The organism is Spirosoma daeguense (assembly GCF_054776875.1).
The window spans coordinates 515,623-531,927 of record NZ_BAAHBF010000003.1; the positions used below are offsets into that span (position 1 = coordinate 515,623).

Annotated in this window: 12 protein-coding genes and 1 pseudogene; 5 read left to right on the top strand and 8 right to left on the bottom strand. The window is 45.5% G+C overall.

Annotation, left to right across the window (positions count from 1 at the left end; all coding sequences use genetic code 11):
- Positions 1-57 precede the first annotated feature (57 nt).
- The 3 genes from ACYVD4_RS11240 to ACYVD4_RS11250 all read right to left on the bottom strand — a co-directional run bounded on the left by ACYVD4_RS11240 (position 58) and on the right by ACYVD4_RS11250 (position 5,840).
- The gene (locus ACYVD4_RS11240; protein WP_460945515.1) at positions 58-1,758 is read right to left on the bottom strand and encodes a RagB/SusD family nutrient uptake outer membrane protein; all 1,701 of its coding nucleotides are present in this window, start codon (positions 1,756-1,758) and stop codon (positions 58-60) included.
- A 96-nt stretch (positions 1,759-1,854) separates the two neighbouring features.
- Entirely contained in the window at positions 1,855-5,007 is a 3,153-nt protein-coding gene (locus ACYVD4_RS11245) for a SusC/RagA family TonB-linked outer membrane protein (RefSeq protein ID WP_460945517.1), read from the bottom strand.
- Between the two features lie 47 nt (positions 5,008-5,054).
- Positions 5,055-5,840: a FecR family protein gene (locus tag ACYVD4_RS11250; RefSeq protein WP_460945519.1), complete on the bottom strand. Its 786-nt coding sequence runs from the start codon at positions 5,838-5,840 to the stop codon at positions 5,055-5,057.
- A gap of 585 nt (positions 5,841-6,425) precedes the next feature.
- Between ACYVD4_RS11250 and ACYVD4_RS11255 the strand changes: the two genes are divergently transcribed.
- The gene (locus tag ACYVD4_RS11255; protein WP_460945521.1) at positions 6,426-7,238 is read left to right on the top strand and encodes a hypothetical protein; all 813 of its coding nucleotides are present in this window, start codon (positions 6,426-6,428) and stop codon (positions 7,236-7,238) included.
- Positions 7,239-7,269: 31 nt separating this feature from the next.
- Here the strand turns inward: ACYVD4_RS11255 and ACYVD4_RS11260 are convergent, their stop codons facing one another.
- Positions 7,270-7,713: an OsmC family protein gene (locus tag ACYVD4_RS11260; protein WP_460945523.1), complete on the bottom strand. Its 444-nt coding sequence runs from the start codon at positions 7,711-7,713 to the stop codon at positions 7,270-7,272.
- A gap of 147 nt (positions 7,714-7,860) precedes the next feature.
- On the opposite strand from ACYVD4_RS11260, the gene ACYVD4_RS11265 reads away from it, so the two are divergent.
- The 4 genes from ACYVD4_RS11265 to metK all read left to right on the top strand — a co-directional run bounded on the left by ACYVD4_RS11265 (position 7,861) and on the right by metK (position 12,308).
- The gene (locus tag ACYVD4_RS11265; protein WP_460945525.1) at positions 7,861-8,646 is read left to right on the top strand and encodes a hypothetical protein; all 786 of its coding nucleotides are present in this window, start codon (positions 7,861-7,863) and stop codon (positions 8,644-8,646) included.
- Between the two features lie 139 nt (positions 8,647-8,785).
- Positions 8,786-9,664 carry a lipoyl synthase gene (lipA, locus tag ACYVD4_RS11270; RefSeq protein WP_460945527.1) on the top strand — a complete coding sequence of 293 codons (879 nt, stop codon included), beginning with the start codon at positions 8,786-8,788 and terminating at the stop codon, positions 9,662-9,664.
- Between the two features lie 129 nt (positions 9,665-9,793).
- Entirely contained in the window at positions 9,794-10,951 is a 1,158-nt protein-coding gene (locus ACYVD4_RS11275) for a lycopene cyclase family protein (RefSeq protein ID WP_460945529.1), read from the top strand.
- 79 nt (positions 10,952-11,030) lie between these two features.
- Complete coding sequence (gene metK, locus ACYVD4_RS11280; protein WP_460945531.1) at positions 11,031-12,308, top strand: methionine adenosyltransferase; 1,278 nt, start codon at positions 11,031-11,033, stop codon at positions 12,306-12,308.
- Positions 12,309-12,379: 71 nt separating this feature from the next.
- On the opposite strand, the gene ACYVD4_RS11285 is transcribed toward metK, so the two are convergent.
- The 4 genes and pseudogenes from ACYVD4_RS11285 to ACYVD4_RS11300 all read right to left on the bottom strand — a co-directional run.
- A complete protein-coding gene (locus ACYVD4_RS11285; RefSeq protein WP_460945533.1) occupies positions 12,380-12,757 on the bottom strand; it encodes an HPF/RaiA family ribosome-associated protein in 378 nt (125 codons plus the stop codon).
- 211 nt (positions 12,758-12,968) lie between these two features.
- The gene (locus ACYVD4_RS11290) at positions 12,969-14,339 is read right to left on the bottom strand and encodes a cytochrome P450 (protein WP_460945535.1); all 1,371 of its coding nucleotides are present in this window, start codon (positions 14,337-14,339) and stop codon (positions 12,969-12,971) included.
- 64 nt (positions 14,340-14,403) lie between these two features.
- Positions 14,404-15,267, bottom strand: a complete 864-nt coding sequence (locus ACYVD4_RS11295; RefSeq protein ID WP_460945537.1) for an SDR family oxidoreductase — start codon at positions 15,265-15,267, stop codon at positions 14,404-14,406.
- Between the two features lie 89 nt (positions 15,268-15,356).
- Positions 15,357-16,217, bottom strand: a pseudogene (locus tag ACYVD4_RS11300) (SDR family oxidoreductase); the annotation flags it as partial.
- Positions 16,218-16,305 lie beyond the last annotated feature (88 nt).

Consider the following 16,305-nt stretch of genomic DNA (forward strand, 5'->3'; position numbering starts at 1 on the left):
GAGCGAAAAGTCCTGACGGATTATTTTCACTCGTTTACTTTTTCGCTCGTTCATTCTTTAGAACCCAGTATTCTGTGGGAAGCTTGCGCTACCACCTTCGGTACGGTCAATCTGCGTTTGAGGAATCGGGCGCAGGTTATGGTAGTCTCTTATATTCGCGGCACCGTCGGGGTTGTATAGTTTAACCCGTTCTACCAGATTTCCCCAGCGTTTCAAATCAGCCCACCGCAATTGCTCACCAGCTAATTCGCGAGCACGTTCCTGCATAAGCATCTCCATATCCATTTGGGCAGTCGTTATCTCCATTGCAGTCTCTTTACCAGGATTGGCAGCCCTGCGACGTACCATATTTATAGCGGTCACAGCTTCGGCTGTTTTGCCCTGCTTCAGTTGGGCTTCGGCTAGGATAAGATATGTTTCTGCCAGACGGAAGACTAAGAAATCGCGGCTACCTGGTTCGTAAGTACGGTCGGGACGTTGCGGATCCATAAATTTAGTTAATGGAGGAAATAAGTCTCCGTTATAAGCACTTGGCACCAGCACCTGATACGGTTTGGCCGCACGTTCGGCTAAAGGCATTTCGTAACCAGGAATGAAGATGGTTGTATCATTCATTTTAAAAGTTACTTTGGCCTTCGAATTATCAAAACTGGTGTTGTAGGTACCAGGTGCGTTAGCCAGCCATGTGCTTTGGAACGATTTTTTATAGCGAGAGTCATTAACCCGATCTTTGAAAACCGTTTCCATCAAGAACGTCGTTGGACGTAATCGTCTGAAAGGACGACCATAAGTGACATCACGTACCATACCCGCCTGAATGTCGTACCGCATCGTAAAAAACAAGTGCAGGTTATTACCATTGCCGTTTAGCGTATTAGCCGAGTTGATGTTGGTTAGTGGGTCAGATGTATATTGGACCGAAAAAATGACCTCATCATTGATTTCTCCACCTCCCTGCGCAAATACACTGGCAAAATCGGGCAACAGTTTATACCCATAATTGGCAATTACATTTTGAGCATACGTAGCAGCTTTGGCATAATCATCGGTTGCTTTAGCCGATGAGGTAGCTTTGGTCAGATATACACGGGCCAGCATATGTTCGGCTGCCGATTTAGTTGCCCGACCGTAATCACCTGAAGCTTGAGCAGAGGCTTTAGTTGCTGGTAAGTCTGCTACTGCTCCCTCAAGATCAGCTATAATCGCTTTATAAATATCCGCTTCTGTTGCTCGCTTGGTTACTTTAGTTGGCCCCAACGTTTCGGTCAGCCGAAGGTCAACGCCACCCCACTGCTGCATTAGAATAAAGTAGTAGTGAGCCCGAAGAAATTTCATTTCTGCTACACGTTGTTTCTTCAAAGCATCGGAAACGGCAGCAGTCGGAGCACGGCCAATTACGGTATTACAGGTGTTGATACCCTTATACAGCTCTTCCCAAACCTGCTGAAGATAATCAACGAAGCTGTTCATTTGGGTATCGTAAAAGTGAAATCCTTTATAGCTCCCATCAGCTCCGACCCGATAAATATCTGTACCGTATTCGGTCAGGGTCAGGCCACGCTCGGTACCATAAAAATTCCGAAGTGACGAATAGGCAGCTTTACTGGCATCTTCGAAGCCTTTGGCTGTATTGACGTAATCATTGCCAATACTGGATATTACTTTTTCATCCAGTATATCCTTACAGGCCTGCCCGGTGAACAGGAGAGCTGCAAGGCCCAGATAACGGAATGATTTTGCTGAAAATATAGATTTCATGATTTTTTGAAACTAAAGTTTGAGTTCGAGATACGTAATGGTTACTAATATGTGATTCTGAAATTTTCGCAGACATAGCAACCACTACTCACGAATTTAGAATTTTACGTTCAGGCCAAAAGTGGTTACACGAGTAGCGGGCGTAACATCATTATTGATAGTGCCATTGGCGGTTTCAGGATCAACACCGTTATATTTCGACCGATACGTTGAAAAGATAAATGGTTGCTGAATACTGGTAAACAGACGTAGCGACTCCATGCCCAGCTTTTGAACTAACTTAGACGAGAACGTATAACCAAAATTGATGTTGCGAACTTTCACGAATGTACCGTCGAAGTAGAACAACGCCGAGTTATACACCGGGAACTCCTGAGTCGACTTAGGTTGTGGGAATTCGTTGGTTGGGTTGTTAGGTGTCCAGTAATCTACTTTGATTTGCTGATAACGGCCAGCTAGCTGGTTGTTGTCGCGGTGGAAACCACTCAGGATTGTCTGACCAAACCGACCGTATACGAAAAATGACAGGTCAAACCCTTTGTAACTAAAGCGGTTTGTGATACCGGCACTGAAGTTAGGTATGTCCGATCCCAGAAATACGCGGTCATCAGCTGTCGTTTTGCCATCTTTATTTGTATCCTGTACCTTAATTTGACCAACAGAACTCTGAAATGATTTAGCCAGATCAGCTTCGTTTGTTTGCCAGATTCCCGCTTTCTTATAGTCGAAAAAAGCCGTTAATGGTTTGCCAATGAACCATTTGTTACCTACGTCATCAATAGGGCCATTATAAAGCGAGACAATAGCTTCGTTGTTTTTCGTGAAGGCGAAATCGGAAGTCCATTTAAATCCACCAGCAGTATTAACGTTCACAGTCGATAAGCTAATCTCAACACCTCGGTTACGGGTTTCACCAATGTTTTTGGTTACGGCGTTAAAGCCAATAGATGTTGGTAACTGATCAGACAGCAACAAGTCTGTTGTATTGGTCTGGTAGAACTCAATAGAACCAGCTACACGACCTCTCCATAGGCTAAAGTCAATACCGATATTTGACGATGTTGATGTTTCCCATTTCAAATCAGGGTTGCCAATTGTATTCGGGCGATAGCCGAAAGCACCGGTAGTACCAAAAGCATATACTGTGCGTCCTAACAGACCTTGTGTTTGATAAGGCACAACCCCTTGGTTACCAACCGATCCACGGCTAACACGCAGTTTCAACTGATCGAGCCAGGAAACGCCTTTCAGAAACTCTTCATTGTTAATATTCCAGGCTAAAGCAATACCGGGAAAGTTACCATACTTTGTGTTTTCACCAAAACGGCTTGAGCCATCGCGCCGAATTGTCGCAGTTACCAGATATTTATCTTTGTAGTCATAATTGACACGACCCATGAACGAGTTGATTGTCCACTGAATCAGGTTACTGCCTACTCCTAGCACCAGACTTGCGTTGCCTACATTCGTATATTGTTGCGATTCAGCCGGAACACCCTGTACAGAAACGTTGCTGTATTCGAAATTATCGCGCTGAATAGACTGTAAAGCGGTAACTCCCAGATTGTGGTCACCAAACGTCTTATTATAAGTCAGGATGTTTTCGAGCGTATAGTTGAAACCAACCTGATTATAGGTCGAAGCCAATGGGTCGCCACCTTTCCGGTCGTTTGTGATAGAGCCTACAAAGCGACCATTCTGCGCTACCGCGAAATCCGGTCCGAAGTTCACACGGTACTTAAGTCCGTCAATAATATTCGCTTCGGCATAAACACTGTTGAAAATCCGGTATTTCTTAGTTAAATCAACCTGAGCACCTGGCACAATTTCGGCAAGTGGATTGGTCAACAGCGCATCATTAGTAGGAGCGAAGATAATGTTTCCATTATCGTCATATGGCCGGCCAAGTGGATTCTGCTGAAGCGTAAACCGATACGGGTTAAGGCTGGTTCCGTTACGGGTGCTATACATCATGTAGGCCGAGAGGCCAACTTTGATCACTTTGTTAATCTGGTGGTCGACATTGGCCCGAAGTGAATAACGCGAATAATCTAGGCCTGGAACGATCCCCTTATCCAGAAAATAACCTGCCGAAATATAGAACTGTGTTTTATTATTCCCTCCCTGAATACCCAGCGAATGGTTCTGCTGGAATCCTGGGCGAAGAAGCATCGACTGATAGTCGGTGTTCCGGTTGGCTGCAATACCTGCTGCTACGGCAGGGTCGCCACCCAAAACGGCCACTTTTGAGTCGGCAAACGCGTCTGCTACGCCAGTTGGTACGTCCTTTCCGGTGGCATCTTTATACAAACCTGTAGAACGATAGGCTTCCCGAACGTACTCCGTAAATTCAGGTCCGCTAAACAAATGTACTTTGTCAAGTGCCTCAGTAGCACCCGCATACGCATCGTAGCTAATAGTCGTTTTGCCGTTGTTATTGCCGCGTTTCGTAGTTACCAGAACTACGCCGTTTGCACCTCTGGCTCCGTAGATTGCTGTTGCAGTAGCATCCTTCAGAATTTCAAGCGAGGCAACATCATTGGGGTTCAAATCCTCGTAACCGCCCGATGCAAAATCGAATGGGCGAGTTCCTAAAAGTTCATTCCGATCTCCCGTGAGCGGTACACCATCCACAACGTACAGTGGGTTGTTACCTGCATTGAATGAACGACGACCCCGAATACGTATCGTTGGTGTTGCACCTGGCTTACTACCCGACTGGGCTACGTCGACCCCGGCAACCCGGCCCTGCATAGCCTGGCCAATGTTGGTAATAGGCATTTCGGTAATCTGCTTCGCGCTTACCGAGGAGATGGCACCTGTTAACTGACTTTTCTTCTGCGTACCATATCCGACAACAACAACCTCGTTCAGGGAGCGGTTGTCGGCCTGAATTGTAATGTCGATCGAAGAACGGTTACCAACGGTAACTTCTTGAGAAACAAAGCCGACCGAGGAAAATACTAACACGGCCTGATCGTTCGGAATGCTAATTCGATACGTACCATTAGCGTCGGTGGTTGTACCACGCGATGAACCTTTTACCGTTACGTTAACCCCGGGTAGTGGGTTGTTATCGTCGGAAGAGAGCACTTTACCGCTTATGGCTCTTTCCTGAGCTGGGTTTGTGTGCGAAGGCGGGCTACTTGGCACAGCGCTTAACGCTGGTTGCCCTGCCAAAGCCAGTGCTGTCAGGCCAAGCAGAGGAAGCCACGTTCTACGTAGCAAATGAGTAGTTGTTGTACACATTATAGGTTGGAGTAAGAGTTAATTAAGAAAACGTGAAATAGAATAGACTATGGTAATAGCTTAGGCGAACTGGTAGGAACCTCGATCCATTCGCCGGGTTGAAGGTGAATGGGGTTATGGTGTTTGACCAGCAGATTAATACTGCCCGATGTTAAGGCGACGGAAGTGCTCCGCGATTGTTGACGAACCCGAAATGCTGTACCCAGTGCTTCGATAGTGAGATCGGTTGTATGTACCCGAAATAATCTTGCCGACGACGTATCATTGCGGTGTTGAACCGAAAAATCAGCTTCACCTTTGAGCCACACGGCCCGTGGCGTGTCATCGTTCCACCGGCGGGCATAACGTACTGTGCTGTTAGGATATAGTGTTAGTGTTGAATTATCTGGGAGCTTGAGTTTTCGTGTCTGATTTGGTTCAGTTGTTATGGTCGATACCCCCTGATTTGGTCCATATTGCATCCACAATGCCCAGCCAATCAATAAAACAACTCCCATAGCGGCTACTATCGTGCGGATAAAATACCACCAGCCAACCACAGCCCGTACATCGGGGAGAAGCGGTCGTACATCTTCCATTGTCTGGAGTGATACACGAATACGTCCCCAAACGGATGAAATTTCATCGGTCGACAACGGAGAGCTGGCGGGGCGGCTACTGACTGTAATCAGTTTTCGAGCTAGCTCTGCTCTGTCGCTGCATTCAGGATTCTGAGCGAGCCAATTTTGCCAATATGCTGCTACCTCATCGTCGTCAGGATGCTGCACCCAACGAACAAACAGGTCGTCAAGTACTAGTTCCTCAACAGTGTAAGCAGAGTATGGCTTGTTCACGATATATGTTTGTTGCGTGTAGGCCAAAGCGTCTGGACTGAGGGTTTCTACTTATTGAATCGCTAAATAAAATGTATTAATTTAATTGTATTATAAGGCCGAGTTTCTGGATTATTCTGCGTTTATAAAGAAGCTAAGAGACTCACTTTTAAAGGAAACGCATTCATAATGTTTAGAATAAAAATAGATATTATGAATAAAAAATCTGATTTTTTTTATGCAAGCGTTACCGGGATCGTTCCCAGAAGCCGCTAGGCAGACGAACAATTTCTCAAAAGTTAAAAAAACAGAATACTTAATAGGCCTATTTAAGCTGCTCCGTTGCGATCTTTGAAGTGGGAGAATTTGTACTTATTTAAGAATTTGCCTTTTCGATATTTAGCACAGCGGTATACTAATGAAAGGAACCATAAAACCTGAGTGACATGAGCGCCTTTCTGTGGGATGAAATTTAGTTGAACATACACGAGAGTTTTTAGATCACCGATTCAAAAGTCCAGAAAATAGCAAGTTGAGGTTGCAAGTTACTCGTTCAGAACCATTACCGGCTTCGGTCGTTATATCGTTATCAACGTTCTGAAATCTATGCGTTTACCTTATCGTCTGTTTTTATTTCTTCTTTTGTACCTCTGCACTAGTCAGTTGGTTATGGCGCAGGCTAAAGTATCGGTCAAGGAAGAAACAAAGCTGACTAGCACCCAATTGGTAAATAACATGCCTGATACAACGGCTAGTATACAACCCAAATCACTAACCTTTACGGCGTCGACCGATCAACGTTTTTTTTTCTTTAATGATACACGTACAGAAGATAATCGACGTGTTCCTGTCAGTGTTTATGGATTGCGGGCTGGTTTTTTGTTCCCGCCCAGCCGTCGGCGACCCAATCTGAAAGAAGGACGAACGGCCAGTTTTAAAGCTGGTGCTGGCTTTTACTTTGTCAATCAGCAACTTGACAAGCCTGGTTTATTACCTAATACGTCTGAATCAATTACCCGCCGACTGCGAATGGCTACCGTTTATTACGAGCGGTATCTGCTACGTCGGAGGGCGTTTGAAGTTAGTTTACCCCTCGAATTTGGTTATGGGCATTCGCGTTATGAACGTAACGACGATGGAGCCGACAAGCATGAACTAGCCAGAGGAGTGTTTATTCCATTAGGTGTTGGGGTTTCAGCCGCGTACCAATTTCCGACAGTGAAATGGCTACGTCCTTTACACTGGTTTGGTCTGAATATGTTGGTGGGCTACCGTTTTATTCTGAAAAAAGATATTCCCGAAAGCCAGATTAATTATACGGGATTATATCTATCAGTCGGCCCGTCGTTTTTTCTCGAAAACCTGACCGCCGATATTAAATATTGGCGACAGAAGCATAAAAAGAGAAAGAATGGATAATGAAAAATAGTTTGTAAAACATTATCCATTATCAAACGCCTATTGCAGTTTCCCACCGAACGCTTATCGCCTGTTCGAGATCGGGGTGTAGGCTAATGGCAACGGGGCAAGTATGGGCTATTTTTTCGAGCCGTGCGCGCGTTTCGTCATCTGGTAGAAAAACTTCGCCGTTTCGATTGGCACGTAGCACAAGATCGATTTCAATACGTTTGATACGTCGGGGGGCATCAGAGCTCATAACTTTCGTTACGTCGAGGGCGCTGTGTGTTAAATCGATGCCATCGCGACGGGCGAAAATCGCCATAGTTGTAATAATGCAGGAGCCTAGTGCGTTGGCTACTAAGTCGGTGGGCGAAAAAGCTTCACCTCGTCCTTGGTTATCGGTTGGTGCATCGGTGTTGATATGCGTTCCTGATTGGATGTGCTCACAGTCGGTACGTAAATTGCCCTGATAATCAATATGAATGGTTGCCATATGCTGGAAATTATGCTGTATTAGCAGTAAGTTAAACCACTTACGAACTTACTTTTTTTGGTTAAACATAAAATAATTGGTGTAGTTACGCTAATACGGGTTATGATTTCGTAAAAATTAGTAGCTTTATTTCAGGAATTTACGACAATGCGAACACTTTACGGACTTCTTGGGCTTACGGTATGCGGCCTGATGCTCTCGGCTCAGGTTGCTCAGGCACAAAATACAGATGCCGACGATGAAATTTACCCAACTGAAACCACGTTTGGTATCACTACCAACACAAATGCTGGAGTGATTGGTGGCGTTTCATTTCGGCAATCGAAACTCTTATCCGGTACGTTATTTGGCTTACCGCAATACCGATATTTAAGTGTAGAACTCGTTAATGTGAAGCACCCAAAGGAACTTCAATCTTCGATTAACTCACTAGGGTCTCGTTATATCAACGGAAAAGAAAATTACCTGTTTGTGCTACGTCCGCAGTATGGTCGTGAGGTGAAACTGTTTCAACGCAAGGCCGATGAAGGTATCGCTGTAAGTGCAATTGTAGCTGCCGGACCATCGTTGGGTATTATTAAGCCTTATTACCTTGAAGTTGCTTATGGCAACAACAGTCGAACTGTGCCCGCTTCGCAGGTAAATGGATTCACAACACCAACTGGCGAAACCGTGATTGGCTCGGGTGGGTTTCTGGAAGGATTTGGTCAGTCGAAACTAACGGTTGGGCTTAATGTAAAAGCGGCTCTAAGTTTTGAACTGAGCGCGTTTCGAGCCAATACAACAGGTGTTGAAATCGGTTTTCTGGCCGAAGCTTTCCCAAACACGATTGTGATTATTCCCAATACAAGCCCTACTGGTAATCGCGAAGACGGTAATCGAAGCCTATTTACATCGGCTTACATAACCCTGTTTTTCGGAAGCAAGAAGTAGGGGATAGGGATTGCAAAGAGCGGGGTAGAATAAAAACTACGGTATCCCATCCCCTGCTATCCGTGCTTATGACAACCCCTGCGCTTTTCGTGAACTTTACGGCCGAAAAACGAATTCTGATGGAAAGTATTGAGGAGTTATGATTGAATTACCTGTAATACCCTCCGAACAACAACGCAAAAAACGTCCGGACTGGCTCCGCGTAAAGTTGCCTATTGGGCCCGAATACGCTAAAGTACGTAAGCTGGTCGACGAACATAAGCTACATACCATTTGCGAAAGCGGCAATTGCCCGAACATGGGCGAGTGCTGGGGAGCAGGTACGGCAACCTTCATGATTCTGGGAAATGTTTGTACCCGGAGTTGTACGTTCTGTGCCGTAGCGACTGGCCGTCCTAATGAGTATGATACCGACGAACCGCGTCGGGTAGCCGAAGCCATCGTACTGATGAAGGTGAAACATGCGGTTATTACATCTGTAAACCGTGATGAGCTGAAGGATCGGGGTGCTGAAATTTGGTACCAGACCGTACGGTTAATCAAAGAAGCATCGCCTTCTACAACAATCGAAACATTGATTCCTGACACAAAAGGAAATTGGGAATCGCTCGAACGAATGATTTCGGCTGGCCAGGAAGTGGTTTCACACAATATGGAAACGGTTGAACGGCTCTATCGTCGGGTTCGTCCACAGGCTCGTTACGAGCGTAGTCTTGAGCAGATTCGTCGGACGAAAGAATATGGACAACGTACTAAATCTGGTATCATGCTTGGTTTGGGCGAAACCCATGACGAAGTTTTTAAAGCGATGGACGATTTGGCTGCAAACGGTCTGGACGTACTGACGCTGGGTCAATATCTTCAGCCAACCAAAATGCACCATGAAGTAATTGAATGGATTCACCCTGATACGTTTGCCATGTATCGGGAAGAAGGGCTGAAACGAGGGCTGAAATACGTAGAATCAGGTCCACTGGTACGTTCCAGTTATCACGCTGAGAAACACGTAAATGTTTAAAATGAGCCTTGCTACGTCGTTACAGTACGTAATAACTGCCATTGAGGTGCCAATTTTATAAACAATTAAGCAACTATAGTGCTTACTTAAGAAAAGTCTGAACTTGGGTTCAGACTTTTTCTTTGCTGCATGGAAAAATACGACTTCATCATTGCGGGAGGAGGAATGGCCGGACTTAGTCTAGCCTATTATCTGTCGCAGTCACCGCTCCGAGATCGCCGTATTCTAATTATAGATCGTGAACCGAAAGACCGAAATGATCGAACCTGGTGTTTCTGGGAACGAGAAGCAGGTCCATTTGAACAAATCTTGTTTCGAAAATGGAAATCTGTTTGTTTTCATGGCACTACGTATGCAGGCCCTGTAGATTTGGGCGAGTATACGTATAAAATGCTACGTGGCATTGATTTCTATCAGTTTGTACAGAATGAACTAGATAAACATCCTACGTTTGAGCGAAAACAGGCAACTATTAACCGGATCAAAGAAACGCCACAGGGCGGCTTTCTGATCGCTGACGATGAGCCATATATTGCCGATTACATCTTCGATAGTACGTTTGCTCTGAAACTAAACCAACCCGAAAACCATAACTTACTTCAGCATTTTAAAGGTTGGGTCATTACCACCGAAAAGCCCTGTTTTACTCCTGAAAAAGCTCAGATAATGGACTTTCGGATGGAACAGCACGGCGACTGTAGATTCGTTTATGTATTGCCGTTCGATAAAAAAACGGCATTGGTGGAGTTTACGCTTTTTAACGAGAAGCTTCTTGCAGACGATGAATATGAAGCACAGCTACGTCAGTATATCGACCGTTTTCTGGATACGGGTACGTATCGAATTGCTGAAAGTGAGTATGGTGTCATTCCAATGTCAGACGAACTGACACAGGAGAAACCTTCGGAACATATTGTTCGAATTGGTACATCGGGTGGATTTACAAAAGCATCGACAGGGTATACATTTCAACGAACACAACGGTATTTGAGCAATATAGTCCAGAATCTTGTCGAAACCGGAAACCCAATACGTCAGGACCCTTGGTTTAAGAAGCGATTTAAATTATATGACAGTATATTCTTGAACGTACTGGAAAAGAATCGTCATCCAGCCGACGACGTTTTTACGCGAGTTTATACCGGAAATCCCCGACGTGTGTTTACGTTTCTGGACGAGGATACGAGTTTCGTTGATGAACTCCGACTCTTTGCTACGATGCCGATTTGGCCGTTTATAAAAGCGTTTTTCGATGTTATTCGGCGTAAATTAACTGGAGCGCGCTGAGCATTATTGTTGATTTGTTTGCCACCTATTTATAAACTCGTAGCTTTGTGATTGCAAACAAAGTCATATAGATAGCGTAATGCCATATCTCTTCACGTCTGAATCCGTTTCTGAGGGACACCCCGATAAAGTCGCTGACCAAATCTCTGACGCACTGATTGATAATTTTCTAGCGTTTGACCCATCTAGTAAAGTTGCCTGCGAAACACTGGTAACAACCGGACAGGTTGTACTGGCTGGTGAAATTAAAACTGAAACGTATCTCGACGTTCAGAAAATCACCCGGGAAGTTATCCGTAAAATCGGCTACACGAAAAGCGAATATATGTTCGAAGCTAATTCGTGTGGCATTTTCTCGGCATTGCATGACCAGTCGGCTGATATTAATCAGGGCGTTGACCGTCAGGCCGATGATTCGGATTTCGAAGCCAAAGCCAATGCGCAAGGCGCTGGCGATCAGGGCATGATGTTTGGCTATGCCACTAACGAAACGGATAATTTTATGCCATTGCCGCTAGATTTAGCGCACGCTATCCTGCGTGAAATGTCGAATATCCGTAACAACGAAATTGATCTGATGCCGTATCTGCGTCCTGACGCTAAGTCGCAGGTTACGATTGAGTATTCGGATGATGACCAGCCGATACGCATCGATACCATCGTAGTTTCGACGCAACACGATGATTTTGCCGATGACGAAACGATGCTGGCGAAAATTAAAGAAGACATTATCAATATCGTGATTCCTCGGGTAAAAGCAGCTCAGAAAGCAGACCTGCACAGCCTGTTCACAGATGATATTACGTATTACATCAACCCAACAGGTAAGTTCGTAATCGGTGGTCCACATGGCGATACGGGCTTAACCGGACGGAAAATTATTGTTGATACGTATGGTGGTAAGGGTGCTCATGGTGGTGGTGCTTTCTCAGGTAAAGATCCTTCGAAAGTTGACCGTTCGGCCGCTTACGCAACTCGCCACATTGCTAAAAATCTGGTAGCTGCTGGTCTGTGCGATCAGGTGCTGGTACAGGTTTCATACGCGATTGGCGTTGCAAAACCATGTGGTTTATACGTAAACACCTATGGTACGTCGAAAGTAGATCTGCATGATGGCGTGATTGCCGAAAAAGTAAGTCAGATTTTCGATATGCGCCCGTACGCTATTGAGCAGCGTCTGAAACTGCGTAACCCAATCTATTCGGAAACGGCAGCTTATGGCCACATGGGACGTAAGAGCGAAGTTGTAACGAAAACATTCACTTCGAACGGACAGACGAAAGAAGTGGAAGTTGAATTGTTCACTTGGGAAAAGCTTGATTTTGTTGATAAAGTCAAAGAAGCTTTTTCGCTGTAAGGAATATATACCTACAACAAAAGCCTCTCCGTTGGAGAGGCTTTTGTTGTTTTTAGATTAGTTATAGTTGGTTAAAAGTCGTCTGTTTCAACAACTTCATCTTCTTCCTCTTCTTGGGTTCTTGCCTGTACAATGGCCGAGTTGGAAATATCATTTCGTTTTTGCTTACACCGAACGAGTTTATCTTTTAATACGTCCATAACGCGGTCGGTAGCGCTTTCGAAACTTTTGTCGTGTTCTTTCACGAACAACTCTTTGCCGGGAATCAATACTCGTACTTCGACTATTTTTTCCTTAACCTTGTTAGTGTCAGCCCCTTCGAGCCTTAAAAATACCTCTCCGCTGATAATGCGGTCGTGAAAGGTATCCAACTTGTCAAGCTTAGCCTGGATGAAATCTAACAGGCTTTGATCGGCTGTGAAACGCACAGCATGAATTTGTAGTCTCATTGTGTCGCCTTTAAGGTGAATAATCTATGAACATCAATGGATTAACTAAGTTTGGCTATACATACCAGAATGTCAATAGCTTCTACGAAAGATGCAACTCGGTTTCACGGATTTATCTGATTGAAAAACGTAATAGCCTGATGGAGCAACGTTTTAGCATCCGCGTGGAACGATTTACGACTAAAGTTCTTCGAAAAATATAATTATAAAATTATGCCAATAACGCAAAAATGGGTTTTGCCGGGCGTAAGGTAATGAGTGGCCGAGGTGAAATAAGTTTGTTATGTATCGATTTGAGAGCAAATGTACGCACGAGCATCGCCAGCAGAATCTGCATTTCCATCAGCGCAAATTGATTACCGATACATAAGCGCGGCCCGCCACCAAAAGGCAAATAAGCATAAGCGTGAGCCTGGTCTTTTTCATTGCCCGGCGCAAATCGATCGGGATTAAATCGCTCAGGATCTTGCCATGAATTGGGGTCGCGATGGAGCAAGTAAGGGGATACAAGAGCTGTGGCTCCTGCCGGAATAATATATGGTCCGACTGTGTCATCCTGAAAGGCAAGTCGGGTCATAATCCAGGCGGGCGGATACAAACGTAGTGATTCCTGAATAATCTGTAATGTATACGGCAACGCCCGAAACACGTCGGCTGGTGGGGTACGCTCGTTGCCCAAAACAGACTCAATCTCTGTTTTCAGACGAGCCAACACGTCAGGATACTGGGTAAGCAGGTGGATCGTCCACGCCATCGACACTGCTGTTGTTTCATGGCCCGCTGAGAAAAGCGTAACACATTCATCACGTAGTTGGGTATCGGACATGCGCTCGCCAGTTTCTTCATCCTCGGCACTAAGCAACATGCCCAACAAGTCACTACGTTGTGCTTCTTCTATTAATGAATTTTGCCGTCGCTGATTTATCACATCATAAATGAACGTATTAACTAGCTGGCTCGACTGACGAAAACGTTTATTAGCTGGCGTTGGCCAATGCAACGGGAAACGAATAGGTGATAACAATCGACGGTTCGCTACGTAGTTGAGCGTATCCAGTGCCGACGACAGTCCCGATAATTTGCCTGCCGTATCAGAGCCGAAAAGCGTTTTGCAGACAATACGCATCGTAACGTCCATGAATGCCTGTGATACGTTAACAGGCTGTTGTTTTGGAAGCTGTTTAAGTTCATCAATCCAGTCGGCGGTTTCCGAAATCATTGTTTCTGCCAGAGCCACCAGTTTTTGCCGATGAAAAGCGGGCTGAGCCAGTCGCCGTTGCCGACGCCAGAAATCGCCTTCACTGGTGAGTAGACCATTCCCTAGAAAAATCCGAAGCACCTGAAAGGCTGGTGAGCGGCCATAGTTTCGATGATTCTCCTGTAAAACATGCTTGGCATCTTCGGGTTTAAAAACCAGATATTGATTTCGTCCGCCAATCTGCAAATGAACCATTCGGTCGTGCTGTTGCTGGAGCGAACGTAGCGTTTTCAGCGGATTATAAAGAAAAGCAAGGGTATTGCCCACCATCGGCAGGCCAGCTAATTGCGGTACTGGCAGGGGCGACGTAGCAGTAGTTTCCATTAAAAAAAGCCATTCCCGAGTTATAAGGAATGGCTTTAAATATAACAGCTAGCTAGCAGAATCGCTACGAATTTACCACCTCGCCACCGTTGATGTGAATAACCTGACCCGCATAATACGTAGCGTCTTCGGAGGCCAGAAAAACGTAGGCAGGGGCCAGTTCTGCGGGTTGTCCGGGACGTTCCATGGGCGTATCTTTTCCAAACTCACCTACTTCCTTTCGGGTTTTGGTAGCTACAATCAACGGTGTCCAGATTGGGCCGGGAGCCACTGCATTGACGCGAATGTTACGTTCGATTAGATTCTGCGACAGAGAGCGGGTGAAAGACGTTACAGCTCCTTTGGTCGAAGCATAATCAATAAGCGCTTCACTACCCCGATACGATACAACCGACGTCGTATTGATAATTGAATCGCCAGCGGTCATGTAGGGCAACAGAATTTTCGTGAGCCGAAACATCGCCAGAATATTCAGCTCAAACGTTTCGCGCATTTGCTGATCCGAAATATCGACGAACTCTTTTTGTTCGACATGATTGGCGGCATTATTTACTAAAATATTGACGCGACCATACGTATCAATCACCAAATCGACGGCATCCTGAATAAATTTCAGGTCTTTCAAATCGCCCGAAAGCAGTAAACACTTACGGTTTTCAGCTTCAACAAGCTCTCTGGTTTTTTGCGCGTCTTCTTCTTCTCGTGGATGATATATGATTGCCAGATCAGCACCTTCACGAGCAAAGTGAAGCGCAACGGCCCGGCCAATACCCGAATCGCCACCAGTGATGAGGGCAATTTTATTTTTCAATTTATCGGAGCCCCGATAATCGTCCCGGATGTAAATCGGTTGCGGGTCCATTTTATATTCCAGCCCCGGCTGTGCATTCTGATGCTGAGGCTTGGTTGCAATTTCCATTTGATCCATGTCTGTAGGGAATAAAGCAAGTGTTAAGAGCAGTGGCTACCCAAAGAAGTAACAGGTGTCGGTAAATTTGCTGCTCTTTAAATTTGATTTTACGCATTCACGATGGTTCCGCCATTGGGATGTAATACCTGACCGGTAATATAAGATGCATCACTTGAGGCCAGAAAAACGTAGGTAGGCGCGACTTCACTGGGCTGTCCGGGGCGTTTCATTGGTACGTCTTTCCCAAACTCGGCAACTTCTTCGGCACTTACCGACGCTGGGTTCAATGGAGTCCAGATGGGGCCGGGCGCAACGGCATTAACCCGAATACCTTTGGAAATCAGATTGCTCGACAATGCCCTCGTAAACGTCATAATTGCCCCTTTGGTCGAGGAGTATTCCAGCAAATCAGCGCGGCCCTGATAAGCCGTTACGGAAGTTGTGTTTATGATTGTATCACCTTCCTGCAAGTGAGGTACAGCCGCTTTTGTGACCCGAAAAAATGAATAAATATTTGTTTCGAACGTAGCGAGCAGGTCTTCGTCGGTTTCCTCTTCCAGCGTTTCGTGTTGTAATTGGAGGGCCGCATTGTTGACCAGAATATTGAGTTTCCCGAATTTCTTTACCGTATCGTCGACAATTTTACTGCAATACGTTTCCTGACGAATATCGCCCGGCAGGAGTAAACAACTACGTCCTTCAGCTTCGACTAACTCTTTGGTTTTCTGCGCATCGACTTCTTCACGAGGTGTATAGGAAATGGATACGTCGGCACCTTCGCGGGCAAAATGCACAGCCACCGCCCGACCAATACCTGAATCGCCACCCGTAATCAGCGCGACTTTATCTTTCAATTTATCGGCTCCCTGATACGATTCCCGAATCACTTCGGGCTGGGGTTTCAGTTCTGCTTCAATGCCCGGCTGGGTGTTCTGATGTTGAGGAGGAATTTTAATTGACATAACGTTGCTTTGGTTTTTCTTGCTTTTATAAGCTCAAAGCAATGTTGGTTGTTTACAGAAATCTATCGGAATGATAGGATTTGGCCCCGGTAAG